The sequence below is a fragment of the Geodermatophilus amargosae genome (assembly GCF_041028265.1).
Taxonomy (GTDB): domain Bacteria; phylum Actinomycetota; class Actinomycetes; order Mycobacteriales; family Geodermatophilaceae; genus Geodermatophilus; species Geodermatophilus amargosae_A.
This window is the reverse complement of the sequence record NZ_JABGCW010000011.1, coordinates 62725-80279: the sequence shown is the minus strand read 5'-3', so window position 1 is coordinate 80279 and position 17555 is coordinate 62725. Positions and strand designations below refer to the sequence as shown.

Sequence of the window (17555 nt, the reverse complement as noted above, 5' to 3'; positions counted from 1 at the left end):
ACTGGCGGCATGGCGAAAGGTTGGCAGGGGCCGCTGCCGGAGATGCCGTCGCTCCCCGCGGCGCGCGCCTGGGCCCGGCTGGAGCCGCCCGAGGGCTACGCCGTGCAGTGGCGCCGGCTGGTCGACGCCGCGCTGGAGCTCGGCCTCGGGCCGGAGGAGCTCGCCGAAGGCGGGATGGACGACGTCGCCGCGGCCCGGGACTGGAAACCCGCCACCGTCACCCTGTACAGCAAGGTGGCCCGCTACGGCGGGGTCCCCCTGCCGACGCCGCCGACGCCGGAGCCCGATCCGCGCATCCTCGACCTGCGGCCGCTGTGCGAGGTGCAGAGCGAGCAGCCCGAGCACCTGCGCACCGTGGTGTGGTGCGCGATCGCGCTGCACTGGCCCGCGCCCGTGGGGACCTTCCGCGACCTGCGCCGGGACCAGGTGCACCCGACCAGCCGGCGTCTGCTGGTGCGCACCGAGGAGGGCGAGTGGTCGGTGCCGGGCGCGCTCACCGCCTGGCACGCGTGGGAGGCCGTGCGCAACCGGTTCCCCGCGCTGGCGGAGAGTCCCTGGGTGCTGCCGGCGCTGCGCCGTGGGCCGGGCTTCCGGTCGGAGGTGGGCGGGCGGCTGTCCAGCCAGGCCCTGCAGGTGACGTTCACCAAGCACGCCGTCCGGACCGCGCTGTACCTGCGCGCGACGTCGGCGGGGGCACGCCAGCGGCGGGCCGAGGCGCTGGCCGCGGTGTACGAGACGCTCTCCTACGACTCCTTCCGCCGGCTGGCGCTGGCCGGCGGCGCCGAGCCCGTGGCCGCGCGCGGAGCCGTCCGTGCCGAGCGCGCGGCGCGGGCCAACCGCGCGGCCGGCACACCCCCGTCAGCGGGGCGCTGACTGCTCCCCTCCCCCGCACGCGCCGAGGGCCCGGGCGGGTGCCCGGGCCCTCGTGCCGTGCTGCGGTCGCGCCGTGCTGCGGTCGCGCGGCGTCAGGCGGTCGCGAAGGTCAGGCAGCTGGCGGTGTCGTGGTCGAAGCCGACGCGGATGTCGGACGCGCGGCACTCGAGGGCGTCGTTGTGCACGCAGTCGGTGCGCGAGCAGGCACCCACCTGCGCCTCGGCACGCGGCAGGCCGCCCCGGATGGTGAGCGGGACGAACGTGCCGCAGTCGGCGTGGCCGTCGGTGCCGCTCACGGTGATCGCGAAGGCGTGACAGCCGTGGTCGTTGTAGGAGCAGCCGGCGACGGTGCACTCGCTGACGGGGGGCATGACGGTGGTCATCTCTGGTCCTCCGGAGTCGGATGGATCGGTTCTCCAGAGTGTGCCCCAGAATGGCTCGGATATCGAGCCGGAGCGCCATTCCGCCGAGCGTCGGACGCCATTCCTGAGGGTAGCCTTCCCTGAATACCGGCTGCTCAGCGATGCGGAGGGGTCTCGGATCAGGAGAGGCTACCCTTTCCTGGACGCCATTCCCCGGCGGTCGGCGCCGGCCAGGGCGCCTTCCCTGACCATTTCCGCACCTCACATGAGGGCGAGCTGACCGGGGACGTCGTCGGCACGGGGCCTCCTCGCCCGGGACCCGCGCGGGCGCTCGGCGGCGTCGTCGCGGGCCGGTGGCAGGCTCCCGGCCGGGAAGGCCGCCTCGTCGTCGCCGGGGACGCCGGAGGGAGCCCCGCCGGAGGGGGTCCGGGCGCCCCGGGCCGCTCCCCCGGAGCGGCCGTCGAGCCCGTGGCGGCGCAGCAGCGGCGTCACGCGCTCGGAGAGCCAGGCGCGGTACTCGGCCGGCACGTAGGCGCCGCCGCGGTAGAGCTGCCGGTAGCGCCCGACCAGGGAGGGGTGCTCGCGGGCCAGCCAGGCGGAGAACCACTCCCGCGCGCCGGGGCGCAGGTGCAGCGGGACCACGGTGACGCCGGTGGCGCCGGCCGCCGCGATCGCCCCGAGCGCCGCGTCGAGGTCGGACTGCGTGTCGGTGAGGCCGGGCAGCACCGGGGCCAGGAAGACACCGCAGGGCAGGCCGGCGTCGGTGACGGCCCGCACCAGGTCCAGCCGGGCGCGCGGTGAGGGCACGCCGGGCTCGAGGCTGGCGTGCAGGTCGTCGTCCCAGACGGCCAGGGAGACGCCGAAGCCGACCGGGACGTCCCTCGCGGCGTCGGCCAGCAGCGGCAGGTCGCGGCGGGCGAGGGTGCCCTTGGTGAGGACGGAGAACGGCGTCCCGGAGTCGGCCAGCGCCCGGATGACGCCCGGCATCAGCCGGTAGCGGCCCTCGGCGCGCTGGTACGGGTCGGTGTTGGTACCGAGGGCGACGTGCTGGCGCTTCCACGACGGCTTCGCCAGCTCCCTGCGCAGCACCTCGACGAGGTTGGTCTTGACGACGATCTGCGTGTCGAAGTCCCGGCCGGCGTCCAGGTCCAGCCACTCGTGCGTCGAGCGGGCGAAGCAGTAGACGCACTGATGGAGGCAACCCCGGTACGGGTTGATGGTGTGGGAGAACGGCATCCGCGAGCCCTCGGGCACCGGGTTGAGCGCCGACCGGCACAGCACCTCGTGCATCGTCACACCGGGGAACTCGGGCACCTCGACGCTGCGCAGCAGCCCGCGCAGGCTCGGCATGCCCGGCAGCAGCGACTCGTCGTCGGCGTCCAGCCGCCGGGCGTCCCACCTCATGCCCTCGATGCGAACACGTGTTCGACGCGGTGTCCAGTCGCCTCTCCGTCGGTGCGTGGTCGCCCGTGCCGACGCGACCGACGGATGTCCCGCGGGTAGTTGGGGATAACGGTCGACGCATCCCGGGACGCCCCTGGCGGCTCCGTCTCCCTCACCTCCGGACCACCGCTCCCGTCCGCAGCGGTGGCCGCCCTCCGCTGCGGGTGAGCAGGACGATGCCCAGGACGGCGACCAGCCCCGCCGGCCCCCACACCACCGTGTGCCCGGGCTCGAGGTGCTCCCCCAGCAGCAGCCGCGCCGCCGGCACCGCGGCCAGGGGGTCCAGGACCGCGAGCGCCGGCAGGGACGCGCTCAGCGATCCGCGCCCGTAGGCCTGCTGCGCACCCACCTGGGAGACCACCCCGGCAACGACGGCGCCCCAGACCTCGGGCCGGCCGAGCGCGGCGGCCACCCCGGCCGTCGAGACCACGGCGAGCCCGGCGGCGACCAGGACCGCCGCCACCCCGGCGGCCAGCCCCCCGGTGACTCCGCAGGCGAGCGCGGCACCCCGGCCGGCGCGGAGCCGGGCGGTGAGCGCGACGGCCAGCGTGACCCCCACCACGGCGGCTCCGACCGCCCATCCGGACGGCGACCGGTCGAGCACCGGGGGCCCTGGGCGGGCCGCGGCCACGAAGACCGCGATCCCCACGACGGTCAGCCCCGCCCCGAGCGCCTCCACCCGGGTCGGCGGGACCCCCGTGCGCACGGTGCGGACGGCGAGCGCGGCCACCAGCGCTCCCGCGAGCAGCGGCTGCACCAGCGACACCGGCGCCAGGGCCAGGGCCGCCACCTGCGCCCCCGTCCCGGCCGTCGTCGCCGCCTGGCCCACCAGCCAGCTCCGCTGGCGGAGCATCGCGCGCATCGGCAGCCGCCCGCCGACGGCGACCCGCGCCGCGGCCTCGTGCTGGAGCACCGAGCCCAGCCCGAACAGCAGCGCCGCGGTCAGGGCGAGCAGGGTGCCGGGCAGGTGATCGCCCACCCCGCGGGCGAGCTGCAGGCCGGGCTCGTGCGCTCCGGCGGCCCAGACGGTCACCGGGCCACTCTGCCGGGTCGTTCGGCGGGCAGGGCTCAGACGGGGGGACGGTCCTCGTAGAAGGTGGAGAGGACGACGGTCGTGCGGGTGGCCACGTTGGCGGTGGTGCGGATGTCGCGCAGCAGCGCCTCCAGCGCCTCCGGCGAGGCCACGCGCACCTTGAGCAGGTAGCTCTCCACCCCTGCGACGGAGTAGCAGGCCTCGATGGCGTCGAGGTGCATGAGCTTGGCCGGGGCGTCGTCGGCCTGCGCCTGGTCCAGCGGCGTGATCGACACGAACGCGGTGAGCCCCGCACCCACCTGCCGCGCGTCGACCGTGGCCCGGTAACCGGTGATCAGGCCGCGCTGCTCGAGCCGGCGCACCCGCTGGTGCACCGCCGACACCGACAGCCCCACCCGCTCGGCGAGCTCGGTGTAGCTGGCCCGCCCGTCCCGCACCAGGGCGGCCAGCAGCGCCCGGTCGACGTCGGCGGCGTGCTCAGCCGGGGAGGACGACGAGCTCACGGGGACCCTCGTTCAGCGTGCGGACGCCGTCGTCGGTGCAGACCACGATGTCCTCGATGCGGGCGCCGCAGTGCCCGGCGAGGTAGATGCCCGGCTCGACGGAGAAGGCCATGCCCGCCTCCAGCGGCAGGTCGTTGCCCGCGACGATGTAGGGCGCCTCGTGGGTGTCCAGGCCGATGCCGTGGCCGGTGCGGTGGATGAAGTGCCCGCCCCACCCGGCGGCGGTGATGTGGTCGCGGGCGACGGCGTCGACCTGCTCGGCGGTGACCCCGGGCCGCACGGCGGCGACGGCGGCTTCCTGCGCCTCCTGCAGGACCGCGTACCACTCGGCCACCTCGGCGTCGGGCTCCCCGCCCACGACGTAGGTGCGGGTGCAGTCGGAGCGGTAGCCGGTGGCGGTCTCCCCGCCGATGTCGACGACGACGAGGTCACCGGCCCGCACGACCCGGTCGGAGAGCTCGTGATGCGGGCTCGCGCCGTTCGGGCCGGACCCGACGATGGTGAAGTCCACGCCCACGTGCCCCTCGGCGAGGATGGCTGCGGCGATGTCGGCGCCCACCTCGGCCTCGGTGCGGCCCACCCGCAGCCACTCCCCCATCCGGGCGTGCACCCGGTCGATGGCGGCACCGGCGAGGGCGAGCTCCTCCACCTCGGCCGGCGTCTTGACCATCCGCAGCCGGTCGAGCACCGGCGTGGCCAGCTCCAGCGCCGAGCCGGGGATCGCCCGGTGCACGCCCAGCGCGTGCTCGGCCCAGGTGCGCGCCCCCACCGCGACCCGCGTGGGCGCGCCGCCCAGCCGGGCGGTCACCTCCCGGGCGACGACGGCGAAGGCGTCGTCGGTCTCGTCCCAGGCGTGCACCTGCAGGCCGAGCGCACCGGCCGGGCCGGCGTCGACCATCGGCGCCTCCAGCCGGGGGACGACGAGCAGGGGCTCCCCGGAGCGGGGGACGACGAGGGCGGTCAGCCGCTCCATCGCGTGGGCGTCGTAGCCGCACAGGTAGCGCAGGTCCGAGCCCGGCGTGAGGACCAGGACGTCGACGCCGAGCTCGGCGGCGACGCTGCGCGCGGCGTACACGCGGTCGATGCTGACGAGGACCCCCGTGCTGCTTGCCACCCCGGGACACTAACCCCGGGCACCGACCGCTCCCGCCGGGGTTTCCCGGACCGTTACCGTCCCCGCCCGTGACGACGATGCTGCTCGACGCCGCGAGCCTCTACTTCCGGGCCTTCTACGGCGTCCCGACCAGCGTGACCTCACCCGACGGCCGGCCGGTCAACGCCGTCCGCGGCTTCCTCGACATGACCGCCCGGCTGCTCACCGCCCACGCCCCCGACCGGCTGGTGGCCTGCTGGGACGACGACTGGCGCCCGGCGTTCCGCGTCGAGGCGCTGCCGTCCTACAAGGCGCACCGGCTCTCCCCCGAGGGCGGCGAGGAGACGCCCGACGAGCTGGCGCCGCAGGTGCCGGTGCTGGTCGACGTCCTCGCCGCGGCCGGCATCACCCGGGTCGGGGCGCCCGGCTACGAGGCCGACGACGTCATCGGCACGCTGGCCACCCGCGCGCGCGGGCCGGTCGACGTCGTCACCGGGGACCGGGACCTGTTCCAGCTCGTCGACGACGCCCGCGGCGTCCGGGTGCTCTACACCGCCCGGGGCATCGCCGACATCGAGGTGGTCGACGAGGCGGCGGTGACGGCGAAGTACGGCATCCCCGGGCGCGCCTACGCCGACTTCGCCGTGCTGCGCGGGGACCCCAGCGACGGCCTGCCCGGCGTGGCGGGCGTCGGGGCGAAGACGGCGGCGGCGCTGATCACGGAGTTCGGCGACCTGGCCGGGATCCGTGCCGCCGCGGCGCGCACCGTGGTGCCGAGGGCACCGCTGACCGCGGCGGTGCTGAAGCGGCTGCACGCCGGCGGGGAGTACCTCGACGCGGCGCCGGTGGTGGTGGCCGTGGCCCGCGACATCGACATGCCGGCGGTGGAGGGGGCGCTGCCGCGCCGCCCGGCCGACCCCGGGGCGCTGGCCGCCCTGGCCGACGTGCACGGGCTGCGGTCCTCGCTCGGCCGGCTGGGTGCGGCCCTGGGGTGGCCGGCCGACGCGCTGGGGTGAGCGCCGGCCGGTCGGTCCCCGAGGGGCCGCACCACCAGGAGGCGACGCCTGTCAGGAGGCGACGTCCGCTAGGAGGCGACGTCCCAGGTGTAGGCGGCGGAGTCCGCGTCGGTGATCGCGACCTGCAGGGTCACGTCCTCGCCGTCCTCGGTCTGCCCGGTGCACTCGTAGGTGGCGCCGTTCTCCACGACCATCTCGTCGTCACAGGTGACCTGGACGGACACGCCGAAGGTCTCCTCGAACTGCGCGGCGATGTCGTCCTCGGCCCGGGACCGGTCGAGGACGTCCCGGCCGAGCACGATCGGCAGGACGATCGCCGCGGCGATGACGACGACGGCGAGCGCGACCAGCCCGATGACGAGCCCGGTCCGCGACTTCGTCGGCGGCTGCTGGCCGTAGGGCTGGCCGTACTGGCCCGGCTGCTGCCCGTACTGCCCCGGCTGCCCGTACGGGCCGGGCTGCCCGTACTGGCCCGGCTGCTGCCCGGGCTGGCCGTAACCGCCCGGCTGGCCGAACTGGCCCGGCTGCTGCCCGTACTGCCCACCCGGCTGGCCGTACTGCCCCGGCTGCCCGTACGGGCCGGGCTGCTGCCCGTACTGCCCCGGCTGTCCGTACTGTCCCGGCTGGCCACCCTGCGGTGGGTTGGTCATCGTCGCTCCTGCTCGTCGCGTCGACCCGGACGGGTCCTCCCCTGACACCGCGTCACCGGCGCGGGGGGATTGTGCACCACGGGACCCCTCCCCCAGCCTCCGCGCGCCGTGGTCGCCCACCCCGGTCGGGGGGCCGTCGGTCAGCCGCTGACGGCGACCGCGACCACACCGCGCCGGACCCGGCCCACCGCGGCACGGGCCACACCGGCCACCGTCTCGTCGCCGCCCTTGGCCAGCTGGTCGAGCAGGTCGACGAGCTGGCGCGCCCAGCGGACGAAGTCACCGCCGGACAGCTCGGTGCCGGCCTGCTCGGCGCCGGCGAGCACCCGGTCCAGGCTCTGCCCGTCGGCCCAGCGGTAGGCGGCCCAGGCGAAGCCGAGGTCGAGGTCGCGGGTGGCGGGCAGCCCGCGGTCGAGCTCCACGTCCTGCAGGCGGGCGCGGATGCCGCGCATCTCCGCGATCGCCCCGGCCACCTTGCCGGCCGGGACCGCGGGCTGCCCGGGCGTCTCCCGGCGGGCCTCGAAGACCAGCGTCGACACCACCGCGGCGAGCTCGGCGGGGCCCAGCCCGCGCCACACGCCGGCGCGCAGGCACTCGGCGACCAGGAGGTCGGCCTCCGACCAGATCCGCGCCAGCCGCCGTCCCTCCTCGGTGACCCGCGGGACGTCGTCGACGGGGGTGGGCTCCTCGGTGTCGGCGGGCACCAGCGGCACGACCTCGGGCACCAGGTAGCCGAGCTCCTCGAGGACGTCGCAGGTGCGGTCGAACAGCCGGGTCAGCGAGCCGGTCCGCTCGGCCATCCTCCGGTGGGTGGCCTCGGCGTCGGCGACCGCGCGCAAGTACCGCTCGGCGGAGCGGACCCGCTCCTCGCGGTCGGGCAGCGCGTGCACCGGGTGGTTGCGGACCGCGCGGCGCAGGTCGTGCAGCACGGGGTCGTCGGCGGCCGCGGAGCGGTTCTTCACCCGCCGCGCGCCGAGGTCGTTCTCCACCCGCGCCGACCGCAGCGTCGAGGCGAGATCGCGGCGGGCGTGCGGGCTGCGGTGGTTGAAGTTCTTCGGCACCCGGACCCGGGCCAGCGCGGTGACCGGCGTCGGGAAGTCCACGCTGCCCAGCCGCCCGGCCCACTTGTCCTCGGTGAGCACCAGCGGCCGCGGGTCGCTGAGGTCGGTGACGCCGGGGTCGAGGACGACGGCCAGGCCCTGGCGGCGGCCCGAGGGCACCCGGATGACGTCGCCGGGGCGCAGCGCCGCCAGCGCGTCGGCGGCCTCGATGCGGCGCTTGGCCTGCGAGTCGCGGGAGAGCTCCTTCTCGCGGTCGGCGATCTCCCGCCGCAGCCGCGCGTAGGCCAGCACGTCGCCGCCCTCGCTGGCCATCTCGGCGGCGCACTTCTCGGCCTCCCGCTCGGAGCGGGCCGCCTGCCGGGCCAGGCCCACCACCGAGCGGTCGGCCTGGAACTGCGCGAAGGAGGAGGCCAGCAGCTCGCGGGCGCGGGCCCGGCCGGAGGAGCCGACCAGGTTGACCGCCATGTTGTAGCTGGGCCGGAACGACGAGCGCAGCGGATAGGTGCGGGTGCTGGCCAGCCCGGCCACGACCGAGGGGTCCATGCCCGGCGCCCACACGACGACGGCGTGCCCCTCGACGTCGATGCCGCGCCGCCCGGCCCGCCCGGTGAGCTGGGTGTACTCCCCCGGCGTGACGTCGACGTGCGCCTCGCCGTTCCACTTGACCAGCCGCTCGAGCACCACGGTGCGCGCCGGCATGTTGATGCCCAGCGCGAGGGTCTCGGTGGCGAACACGGCCTTGACCAGACCGCGGACGAAGCACTCCTCGACGGTCTCCTTGAACGCCGGGACCAGGCCGGCGTGGTGCGCCGCCAGCCCGGCGAGCAGCCCCTCCCGCCACTCCCAGAAGCCGAGGACGTGCAGGTCCTCGTCGGGCAGGCTGCCGGTGCGCTCGTCGACGATGCGGGCGATCTCGGCACGCTCGGACTCGTCGGTCAGCCGCAGACCCGACTGCAGGCACTGGGCCACGGCGGCGTCGCAGCCGTTGCGGCTGAAGATGAACGTGATCGCCGGCAGCAGCCCGGCACGGTCGAGCCGCTCGACCACCTCCGAGCGCGCCGGCGGCCGGTAGCGGGGCTTGTGCCAGTCGCGGTCCCGCCGCGACCCGCCGGCCCCGCCGCCGCCCCAGGTGTCCAGCCGGCGCTCGTACTCGCGCACGAACCGCACGAGCTCGGGGTCGACGACGCTGGCACCACGGTCGCGGGTGGACAGCACGCGCGGGGTCTCGCCCTGCTCGGCGGCGTGCGCGGCGGGGCGCAGGCTGAACAGGTCGAACACCCGGTTGCCGACCAGCATGTGCTGCCACAGCGGGATCGGCCGCACCTCGCTGACGACGACGCGCGTGTGCCCGCGGACGGTGACCAGCCAGTCGGCGAACTCCTCGGCGTTGCTGACCGTGGCCGACAGCGACACCAGGGTCACCGACGCCGGCAGGTGGATGATCACCTCCTCCCACACGGCGCCGCGGAAGCGGTCGGCGAGGTAGTGCACCTCGTCCATGACCACGTAGCCGAGGCCGTCGATCGCCGGGGAGTCCGCGTAGAGCATGTTGCGCAGCACCTCGGTGGTCATCACGACCACCGGGGCGTCGCCGTTGACGGCGTTGTCACCGGTCAGCAGGCCGACCCGGTCGGCGCCATAGCGGTCGACCAGGTCGTTGTACTTCTGGTTGGACAGCGCCTTGATCGGCGTCGTGTAGAAGGCCTTGCGCCCCTCGGCCAGCGCCTTGTGCACCGCGAACTCGCCCACGACGGTCTTGCCGGCCCCGGTGGGCGCGCACACCAGCACCCCGGCGCCCTCGTCGAGCGCCTCGCAGGCCTCGACCTGGAACGGGTCGAGGGAGAAGCCGAGCTCGGAGGTGAAGTCGGCCAGGGTCGGGTGCGCGCTGCGCCGCCGGGCAGCCGCGTACCGCTCGGCGGGGCTGGACATGCTCTCCACGTTAGGCGCTCGTCCGGATGTCCTCAGTGCGAGCGGTCCGCCCCACACCGGCGGAGCCGCCGGTGTCGTCGTGGCCGGGTCGGTCGTCTGGTCCTGCGCGAAGCGGAGTTGGGGATAACGGTCGTCTTGCATCTGTCGTCCGACATGTCCTGGCTCGCCGTGCCGTGTCCCGGCTCACCGCCGGCACCCAGCCAGGACACCGCACGACCAGGTCTCCTGATCGTGCGTCAGGGTCGCGCCGAGCCCACCACGCGCAGCGCGCCGGACACCGCCTCGGCGACCACCGGCAGGGCGGCCACCGGCTCGCCGTCGGCACAGGTGGTCAGCCCCGCCCCGGCCAGCTCCACCCGCGCGGCGCGGTGCACCGTGACCGCGGGGTGCGCGACGTGGGTGCCCGCGGTCAGCCGCGGCCGGGTGGCCACCAGCTCGCGGCGGGTGACCGGCCCGACGACGGTGACGTCGAGCAGGCCGTCGGCGGGGTCGGCGTCCGGGCAGACCCGCATGCCGCCGCCGTACCAGGCGGTGTTGCCGACGGCGACCAGCGTGACCGGCAGCGTCCGCGGCTCGCCGTCGAGGGTGAGCGTGACCTCGCGGGGCCGCAGCCGGGCCAGCTCGGCGAGGATCGCGACGTCGTAGCGGCGCGGCCCGCGCGGCCAGCGCAGCCGGTTGGCCCGGTCGGTGACCGCGGAGTCGAACCCGCAGCACAGCACGGTGGCCCACCAGCGGGCGCCGGTGCGGCCGGCGTCGAGGGTGCGGACGGCGCCCTCGCGCAGGTCGGCGGCGGCGGCCGTCGCCGCGGCCACCGGCTCGGGCGGCACGCCGAGGGCCAGCGCCAGGTCGTTGCCGGTGCCGGCCGGGACGACGGCCAGCGGCGTGCCGGTGCCGGCGACGGCCTGCAGCGCGGCGTGCGCGGCACCGTCCCCGCCGACGGCCACCACGGCGGCGGTACCGGCCGCGACGGCTGCGGCCGCCGCCCGCTCGGCCTCGGCGCGGGTGGTGGCCGCCAGCACCGTGGGAGTCAGGCCCCCGCGGCGCAGGGCCTCCAGGACGGTCGCCGACACGGTGCCCGCGCGGCCCCGGCCGGCGGCGGCACTGACGAGGACGGCGACGTCCACGGTCACCCGGTCTCCCTCCCGTGCATCCCGGCGGCCGGCCCACGGTACGGCTCGCCGACGATCCCCGGGCGGGCCTCCGACCTGCGGGGCGGCCGCTCGGCGTGGGCCGCCGGGCGGGGCGGCGTCGGGCGGGGCGGCGCCGGGCGGGGCGGCGCCGGGCGGGGCGGCGCCGGACTCAGCGGCGGGAGCGCTCCGCCTCCGGGCCGGGCACGAGGTCCTCGGGACGGGGAGGTGCCGGGTCCAGCGTCGAGGGCCGGGCGTCGAGCGGGGACGCCTCGCCGTCGGGGACCTCGTGGAAGTGCTCGACGGCCTCGCGCCGGGCCCGCCGCCGGTCCACGACCCGCGCGACCTGGATCGCCAGCTCGAACAGCAGCACCATCGGCAGTGCCATCGCGAGCATGGTGAACGGGTCCTGGGTGGGCGTGACGAACGCGGCGAAGACGATGGTGAGGAAGAAGATCCACCGCCGGCTCCTCGCCAGCGCGGCGTGGCTGAGCACCCCGACGAGGTTGAGCGCCACCGCGATCAGCGGCAGCTCGAAGCTCAGCCCGAAGGCCACCAGCAGGCTGATGACGAAGCCCAGGTAGTCGGGGGCGGTGAGCTGGAAGGCCACCTCGTCACCGGCCAGCTCCAGCAGCAGCTGCAGGCCCTTGTAGAGGGTGACGTAGGCCAGCACCGCCCCGAGGACGAACAGCGTCGTCGAGGCGGCCACGAAGGTGACCGCGTAGCGCTTCTCGTTGCGCTTGAGGCCGGGGGTGATGAACGCCCACAGCTGCCAGAGCCAGAACGGCGAGGACAGCACCGCGCCGGCGATCAGGCCGATCTTCAGCCGCAGCAGCACGCCGCCGAAGACGTCGAGGACCACCAGCGAGCAGCCCTCGTCGCCCTGGAAGCGCAGGTCGGCGGGCAGCGAGCAGTAGGGCGCGCTGAGGAAGGTGAGCAGGCCGTGGTCGTACCAGAGGAAACCGGCGACGGTGCCCAGCGCCAGCGCGAGGAGGGCCTTGGCGACGCGGTTGCGCAGCTCGGTGAGGTGCGCGACGAGGCTCATCGTCGCCTCGGCGTCCCGCGGCGCCCGCCGCCGGCGGCGCCGCAGCGACGGACCGCTCACGGTGCTGTCCTGCGGGGGCGTCAGCGTGCGTCGGCGGCGCCGGGCTGCGCGGCGCGGGCCCGCAGCTCGGCCGCGCGCGCCTCGGCGGCGGCCGCCTCGGCCTCGAGCTGGGCGCGCCGGTCGGCGTCGGCGGCCTGCAGCACCGCCGGCGTGGCCGGACTGCGCGTCGCGGCGCGCGCGTCGTCGTCCTTCATGCCCTTCATCTCGCCCTTGAAGATGCGCAGCGAGCGGCCCAGCGAGCGCGAGGCGTCGGGCAGCTTCTTGTAACCGAACAGCAGCAGGACGGCCAGGATGATCAGGCCGATCTCGAGCGGGCCGAGGTTCATGCGTCCTCCAGGTGGCGGCGGGCGGGGCTGATGCTACGCCGGGAGGGGTTCGTCCCCGGGGCCTCGAACGGACGTGCGGGCGGCGATCAGCCCGCGTCCGCCGTCCGTCGGCCCACCTCCTGTCCGCCCGCCCCGTGTCCGCCCGCCTGCAGCGCGGCCGCCCGGGCGGCGGTGGCCTGCGCCTGCTCCAGGAAGGGCCGCACCTCGCGCTCGGCGGCCTCCAGCTCCCGGCCCAGGCGCTGGAACGCGCCGAGCAGGCCGTGGGCGAGCACGCCGAGCACGACCAGCGACAGGACGGCGACGGCGATCCAGACGACGAGCATCAGCACGGGAGCACCCTAGGCGCCGTAGCGGGCGAGGGCGGCGCGCGCGTCGGCGGCCACCGCCTGCGCCAGCCCGGCCGGCTCGTCGACGGTCGCCGCGCCGCCGAGGGAGGCCACCAGCCGGCGCGCCCACGCCAGGTCGTGCGTGCGCAGCGCCACGGCCAGCCCGCCCGGCGGCTCGTCGACCTCGCGGACCTCCTCGACCGGGTAGTACTCGGCCACCCAGCGGGCGGTGCGGGCCAGCCGCAGCCGCACCACCGGCGCGTCGGGCCCGGGCCGGTACACGCCGGACTCCACGTCGCGCGGCGCGGCCTGCGGCGGCGGGGCGGCCGGCTCGTCGAGCACCTCGACGGCGTCGATGCGGTCGAGGCGGAACAGCCGCACGCCGGCCACCTCGCGCGACCATGCCTCCAGGTACCACCGGCCGTCCACCAGGTGCAGCCGCATCGGGTCGACGGTGCGCTCGGTGCGCTCGTCACGGGTGGGGACGTAGTAGTGCAGGTGCAGCGCCCGCCCGCGCTCGAGCCCCTGGCGGACGACGGCGAGGGCCTGCTCGCGGGCGTCGACGCTGAGCGCCACCGGCGTCACGCCCTCGGCGGCGTGCCCGGCGGCGGCCGACACCTTGGCCAGCGCCCGGCTCACCGCCTCCTGCTCGGCCAGGCCCGGCAGGTCCAGCAGCGTCCGGAGCGCCACCACCAGGGCGACCGCCTCGTCGGTGGTCAGCCGCAGCGGGCGGACCATCCCGGCGGTGAAGGTGACCCGCACCCGGTCGCCCTCGAAGGACAGGTCGATGAGGTCGCCGGGCCCGTAGCCGGGCAGGCCGCACATCCACAGCAGCTCGAGGTCGCGGCGCAGCTGCCGCTCGGGGACGCCGAAGTCGCGGGCCACCTCGGGCAGCGGCACGCCCTCGGGCCGGGCGGTCAGGTACGGGACGAGCGACAGCAGCCGCGTCATCCGCTCGTTGGTGGCCGGGCTGGTCATCGGTCCCCCGCCGGCGCCATGGCCGCGAGCCGGGTGAGCCGCTCGACGACGGCCTCGCGCACCGCCACCGGGGACTCGACCAGCACGTCGGGGCCGTAGGCGGCCAGCTGGTCGGCCAGCCGCCACGGCTCGGTGGTGCGCAGCTGCAGCCGGTCGTCGCCGTCGGGACCGGCGCCCAGGGGCGTCGCCCACCGGCGCAGCCCCACCGCGGCGCCCGGGCGGGCGCGCACGACCACCAGCTGCTCCTCTCCCCTGCCGCCGAAGGCCCCGGCGACCAGCCCGGCGAGGTCCACGTCGGCCGGCGGCTCGAAGGCGTGCTCCGGCCCGCTCGCCTTCGGCGTCCCGACCACGCGGGAGAGACGGAACACCCGCGGCGCCTGCCGGTCGAGGTCGAGGCCCACGAGGTACCACCGGCCGTGCCAGGCGACGACGCCCCAGGGCTGCACCCGGCGGCGGGCCGGGGCGTCCTCGTCGGGACGGCGGTAGTCGAAGTGCAGCACCCGGCGGTCGCGCGCGGCGGCGTAGCAGGGCTCGAAGGCCGGCTCGTCGGAGTCCAGCCGCGGGGAGACCGGCGCCCGGGCCGGGTCGACGTCGACCCCGGCGGCGCGCAGCTTCACCAGCGCGCTCTGCGCGGCCCCGGCCAGCTGCGCGGACTCCCACAGCCGCAGCGCCAGGCCGACGGCGGCGGCCTCCTCGCCGGTCAGCGTGATCTCGGGCAGCTCGTAGTCGGCGCGGGCGATGCGGTAGCCGTCCTCGGTGTCGAAGACGCTGGTGCGGCCGGTCTCCAGCGGGACGCCCATCTCGCGCAGCTCGGCCTTGTCCCGCTCGAACATCCGCTTGAAGGCCTCGTCGGCGCGGGCGGTGCCGTCGTCGGGCTCGTAGCCGGGGACGGTCTCGCGGATCTTGGCGGCCGTCACGTACTGGCGGGTGCCGAGCAGGGCGATGACCAGGTTGACCAGCCGCTCCGCCCGCTTCGCCGACACGCGCCCCAGGCTAGTCAGACCGGGCCCGGAGCACCCGTCCCGGGCCGCGGACCGCCGCTCGTGGCGGCTCCGGTGCAGGGGCCCGCACCGGGCGTGCGAGGCGCGGGGGGCACCGGGGTCCCTACTCTCGCCCCGTGGGGGAGAACCGGACGAGCGTGCAACGGATCCGCTGGCGACGCGGGACGGTGACCGCGACGGGCAGGAGCTGGCGCGACGCCCTGGAGCTCACCGTCGAGGTGCAAGGCGACGGCGAGGTGCGCTCGTTGGCCCACCCGTCGCTGGTGGGCGTCCCCGAGGTCGGTGACGAGGTGCTGCTCAACACCACCGCGTGGGCGCAGCGGCTGGGCACCGGCGGCTACGCCCTCGTCGTCGCCGTCCCCGACCGGCTGCCACCGGACCCCTCCGGCCCCGGCCACCTGGTCAAGGCGCGGTACACGCCGATGCAGGTGAGCGTGCAGGGCGTCGACGAGCAGGAGACCGAGCACCACGACACGATCGCCGCGGCCGAGGACCTCGGCGGGATGCCGGTCGTCGTCGCCGACCTGCACTCCGCACTGCCGGCCGTGCTCATCGGCGTCTTCGCCACCGACCCCGACCTGAAGGTCGCCTACGTCATGACCGACGGCGGCGCGCTGGTCGCCGGGTTCTCCCGGACGCTGCACACGCTGGCGCCGTCGCTGGCCGGCGTCGTCACGGTCGGTCAGGCCTTCGGCGGGGACCTCGAGGCGGTGACGCTGCACAGCGGGCTGCTGGCCGCCCGGCACGTGCTGGGCGCCGACGTCGCCGTGGTCACCCAGGGGCCGGGCAACCTCGGCACCGGCACGCCGTGGGGCTTCTCCGGCGTGGCCGCCGGGGAGGCGTGCAACGCCGTGAGCGTCCTCGGCGGCGAGCCGATCGGTGCCCTGCGGATCTCCGACGCCGACCCGCGCCCGCGGCACCGCGGCGTGTCCCACCACTCGCTCACCGCGTTCGGGCGGGTGGCGATGGCCGGGGTGACGCTGGTCGCCCCGCGCGGGCTGGGCTCGGAGCTCGGGCAGCAGGTCGAGGAGGACCTGGCCGGGCAGCCCGAGCGCAACCGGGTGGTGTGGGTCGACGTCGACGGCCTCGACGAGGGGCTGCAGCTCTCGCCGGTCACCCTGTCGACGATGGGCCGCGGCTGGCCCGAGGAGCGCGCCTACTTCCTCGCCGCCGCGGCCGCCGGCCGCTACGCCGCCGTCCGCGTGCCCCTGCCCGAGGAGAGCTGACCGCCACGTCCGCGGACCTGCACCGTGCAGGTCCGCGGACGTGCCCGGTTCACATGGACGCGATCAGCTTCTCGACGCGCTCGTCGACGCTCTTGAACGGGTCCTTGCACAGCACGGTGCGCTGGGCCTGGTCGTTGAGCTTGAGGTGCACCCAGTCGACGGTGAAGTCGCGCCGCTTCTCCTGGGCCTTGCGGATGAACTCCCCGCGCAGCTTGGCGCGGGTGGTCTGCGGGGGCACGTTCTTGGCCTCGAAGACCAGCGGCTCGTGCGCGACCCGCTCCACCTGGCCGCGGCGCTCGAGCAGGTAGTACAGCCCGCGCTTGCGGCTGATGTCGTGGTAGGCGAGGTCCATCTGCGCGATGCGCGGCGAGGACAGCGACAGGTCGTTCTTGGCGCGGTAGCGCTCGATGAGCGAGAGCTTGGTGGCCCAGTCGATCTCACGGTCGATCAGCGACAGGTCGCCGGAGTCGACGGCCTTGAGCACCCGCCCCCACAGCTCCAGCATCTGCCGGTGCACCGGGCCGAAGCCCTCGCGGTCGACGAACTCCGCGGCGCGGGAGTGGTACTCGGCCTGGATCTCCAGGGCGCTCATCTCCCGGCCGTTGGCCAGGCGGACCTTGCGGCGGCCGGTGATGTCGTGGCTGATCTCGCGGATGGCGCGGATCGGGTTCTCCAGCGTCATGTCCTTGATCGGCACGCCGGCCTCGATCATCCGCAGCACCAGGTCGGTGATCGCGACCTTGAGCAGCGTCGTCGTCTCGTTCATGTTCGAGTCGCCGACGATGACGTGCAGCCGCCGGTAGCGCTCGGCGTCGGCGTGCGGCTCGTCGCGGGTGTTGATGATCGGCCGCGAGCGGGTGGTGGCGCTGGAGACGCCCTCCCAGATGTGCTCGGCGCGCTGGGACACGCAGTAGATGGCCCCGCGGGGGGTCTGCAGCACCTTGCCCGCGCCGACGACCAGCTGCCGGCTGACCAGGAACGGGATGAGGACGTCGGCCAGCCGGCTGAACTCCCCGTGCCGGCCGACCAGGTAGTTCTCGTGGCAGCCGTAGCTGTTGCCCGCGGAGTCGGTGTTGTTCTTGAACAGGTAGATGTCGCCGGTGACACCCTCCTCGGCCAGCCGCTGCTCCGCGTCGACCAGCAGGCCCTCGAGGATCCGCTCACCGGCCTTGTCGTGGACGACGAGCTCGGTGAGGTCGTCGCACTCGGCGGTGGCGTACTCGGGGTGGCTGCCGACGTCGAGGTAGAGCCGGGAGCCGTTGCGCAGGAACACGTTGGAGCTGCGACCCCACGAGACCACCCGCCGGAACAGGTAGCGGGCCACCTCGTCCGGGGACAGCCGCCGCTGCCCCCGGAAGGTGCACGTGACGCCGTACTCGGTCTCGATCCCGAAGATCCGTCGGTCCACGGCCCGAGCCTAGGCGCCGGATGCGACTCCGGCCGGTTCCTGCCGCGGCCCGCCGCCCCGGAGGCCGGGTTCCCGGACCCCGGAGCGCCGGGCGG

The 17555-nt window shown here is 75.8% G+C and carries 17 protein-coding genes; 3 read left to right on the top strand and 14 right to left on the bottom strand.

From position 1 onward, the window contains the following. Positions 1–9: 9 nt before the first annotated feature. A complete protein-coding gene (locus HLV61_RS14835; protein ID WP_369256720.1) occupies positions 10–873 on the top strand; it encodes a hypothetical protein in 864 nt (287 codons plus the stop codon). 92 nt (positions 874–965) lie between these two features. On the opposite strand, the gene HLV61_RS14830 is transcribed toward HLV61_RS14835, so the two are convergent. The 5 genes from HLV61_RS14830 to HLV61_RS14810 all read right to left on the bottom strand — a co-directional run bounded on the left by HLV61_RS14830 (position 966) and on the right by HLV61_RS14810 (position 5328). Continuing rightward, positions 966–1256 carry a DUF1540 domain-containing protein gene (locus HLV61_RS14830; protein ID WP_369256718.1) on the bottom strand — a complete coding sequence of 97 codons (291 nt, stop codon included), beginning with the start codon at positions 1254–1256 and terminating at the stop codon, positions 966–968. A gap of 240 nt (positions 1257–1496) precedes the next feature. Continuing rightward, the gene (locus HLV61_RS14825) at positions 1497–2639 is read right to left on the bottom strand and encodes an Rv2578c family radical SAM protein (RefSeq protein ID WP_369256716.1); all 1143 of its coding nucleotides are present in this window, start codon (positions 2637–2639) and stop codon (positions 1497–1499) included. 151 nt (positions 2640–2790) lie between these two features. After that, the gene (locus HLV61_RS14820; protein WP_369256714.1) at positions 2791–3711 is read right to left on the bottom strand and encodes a DMT family transporter; all 921 of its coding nucleotides are present in this window, start codon (positions 3709–3711) and stop codon (positions 2791–2793) included. Between the two features lie 35 nt (positions 3712–3746). Continuing rightward, positions 3747–4214 carry an Lrp/AsnC family transcriptional regulator gene (locus tag HLV61_RS14815; protein WP_369256713.1) on the bottom strand — a complete coding sequence of 156 codons (468 nt, stop codon included), beginning with the start codon at positions 4212–4214 and terminating at the stop codon, positions 3747–3749. Further along, positions 4189–5328, bottom strand: coding sequence for a M24 family metallopeptidase (locus HLV61_RS14810; protein WP_369256711.1), 1140 nt, complete (start codon positions 5326–5328; stop codon positions 4189–4191). Before HLV61_RS14810 ends, HLV61_RS14815 begins: the two co-directional genes overlap by 26 nt. A 77-nt stretch (positions 5329–5405) precedes the next feature. Here HLV61_RS14810 and HLV61_RS14805 point away from each other — a divergent pair, with 77 nt between their 5' ends. Then, complete coding sequence (locus tag HLV61_RS14805; protein ID WP_369257040.1) at positions 5406–6323, top strand: 5'-3' exonuclease; 918 nt, start codon at positions 5406–5408, stop codon at positions 6321–6323. A gap of 68 nt (positions 6324–6391) precedes the next feature. On the opposite strand, the gene HLV61_RS14800 is transcribed toward HLV61_RS14805, so the two are convergent. From HLV61_RS14800 to HLV61_RS14765, 8 genes are all read right to left on the bottom strand, one after another. Further along, positions 6392–6973: a DUF4333 domain-containing protein gene (locus tag HLV61_RS14800; RefSeq protein WP_369256709.1), complete on the bottom strand. Its 582-nt coding sequence runs from the start codon at positions 6971–6973 to the stop codon at positions 6392–6394. A 140-nt stretch (positions 6974–7113) separates the two neighbouring features. After that, positions 7114–9963, bottom strand: coding sequence for a DEAD/DEAH box helicase (locus HLV61_RS14795; protein ID WP_369256707.1), 2850 nt, complete (start codon positions 9961–9963; stop codon positions 7114–7116). A gap of 236 nt (positions 9964–10199) precedes the next feature. Continuing rightward, entirely contained in the window at positions 10200–11093 is an 894-nt protein-coding gene (locus HLV61_RS14790) for a diacylglycerol kinase family protein (RefSeq protein ID WP_369256705.1), read from the bottom strand. 169 nt (positions 11094–11262) lie between these two features. After that, complete coding sequence (gene tatC / locus HLV61_RS14785; RefSeq protein ID WP_369256703.1) at positions 11263–12195, bottom strand: twin-arginine translocase subunit TatC; 933 nt, start codon at positions 12193–12195, stop codon at positions 11263–11265. A 20-nt stretch (positions 12196–12215) separates the two neighbouring features. Further along, positions 12216–12521 (bottom strand): Sec-independent protein translocase subunit TatA, encoded by a 306-nt coding sequence (tatA, locus tag HLV61_RS14780; protein WP_369256701.1) that lies wholly within the window; start codon positions 12519–12521, stop codon positions 12216–12218. 86 nt (positions 12522–12607) lie between these two features. Further along, positions 12608–12850: a hypothetical protein gene (locus tag HLV61_RS14775; protein ID WP_369256699.1), complete on the bottom strand. Its 243-nt coding sequence runs from the start codon at positions 12848–12850 to the stop codon at positions 12608–12610. Positions 12851–12859: 9 nt separating this feature from the next. Beyond that, complete coding sequence (locus tag HLV61_RS14770; protein WP_369256698.1) at positions 12860–13825, bottom strand: helix-turn-helix transcriptional regulator; 966 nt, start codon at positions 13823–13825, stop codon at positions 12860–12862. After that, positions 13822–14808, bottom strand: a complete 987-nt coding sequence (locus HLV61_RS14765) for a helix-turn-helix transcriptional regulator (protein WP_369256696.1) — start codon at positions 14806–14808, stop codon at positions 13822–13824. The genes HLV61_RS14770 and HLV61_RS14765 overlap by 4 nt, the downstream gene beginning before the upstream one ends. 134 nt (positions 14809–14942) lie before the next feature. On the opposite strand from HLV61_RS14765, the gene HLV61_RS14760 reads away from it, so the two are divergent. Continuing rightward, positions 14943–16052, top strand: a complete 1110-nt coding sequence (locus tag HLV61_RS14760) for a DUF3866 family protein (RefSeq protein WP_369256694.1) — start codon at positions 14943–14945, stop codon at positions 16050–16052. A gap of 49 nt (positions 16053–16101) precedes the next feature. Here HLV61_RS14760 and pafA read toward each other — a convergent pair whose 3' ends face one another. Then, the gene (gene pafA / locus HLV61_RS14755; protein WP_093578839.1) at positions 16102–17460 is read right to left on the bottom strand and encodes a Pup--protein ligase; all 1359 of its coding nucleotides are present in this window, start codon (positions 17458–17460) and stop codon (positions 16102–16104) included. Positions 17461–17555 lie beyond the last annotated feature (95 nt).

Excerpts from the sequence above, each read along its gene's own strand:
- HLV61_RS14805 (WP_369257040.1), top strand. The coding sequence starts at position 5,406 with ATGCTGCTCGACGCCGCGAGCCTCTACTTCCGGGCCTTCTACGGCGTC.
- HLV61_RS14830 (WP_369256718.1), bottom strand. The coding sequence starts at position 1,256 with ATGACCACCGTCATGCCCCCCGTCAGCGAGTGCACCGTCGCCGGCTGC.
- HLV61_RS14825 (WP_369256716.1), bottom strand. The coding sequence starts at position 2,639 with ATGAGGTGGGACGCCCGGCGGCTGGACGCCGACGACGAGTCGCTGCTG.
- tatA (WP_369256701.1), bottom strand. The coding sequence starts at position 12,521 with ATGAACCTCGGCCCGCTCGAGATCGGCCTGATCATCCTGGCCGTCCTG.
- HLV61_RS14770 (WP_369256698.1), bottom strand. The coding sequence starts at position 13,825 with ATGACCAGCCCGGCCACCAACGAGCGGATGACGCGGCTGCTGTCGCTC.
- HLV61_RS14835 (WP_369256720.1), top strand. The coding sequence starts at position 10 with ATGGCGAAAGGTTGGCAGGGGCCGCTGCCGGAGATGCCGTCGCTCCCC.
- HLV61_RS14800 (WP_369256709.1), bottom strand. The coding sequence starts at position 6,973 with ATGACCAACCCACCGCAGGGTGGCCAGCCGGGACAGTACGGACAGCCG.
- HLV61_RS14795 (WP_369256707.1), bottom strand. The coding sequence starts at position 9,963 with ATGTCCAGCCCCGCCGAGCGGTACGCGGCTGCCCGGCGGCGCAGCGCG.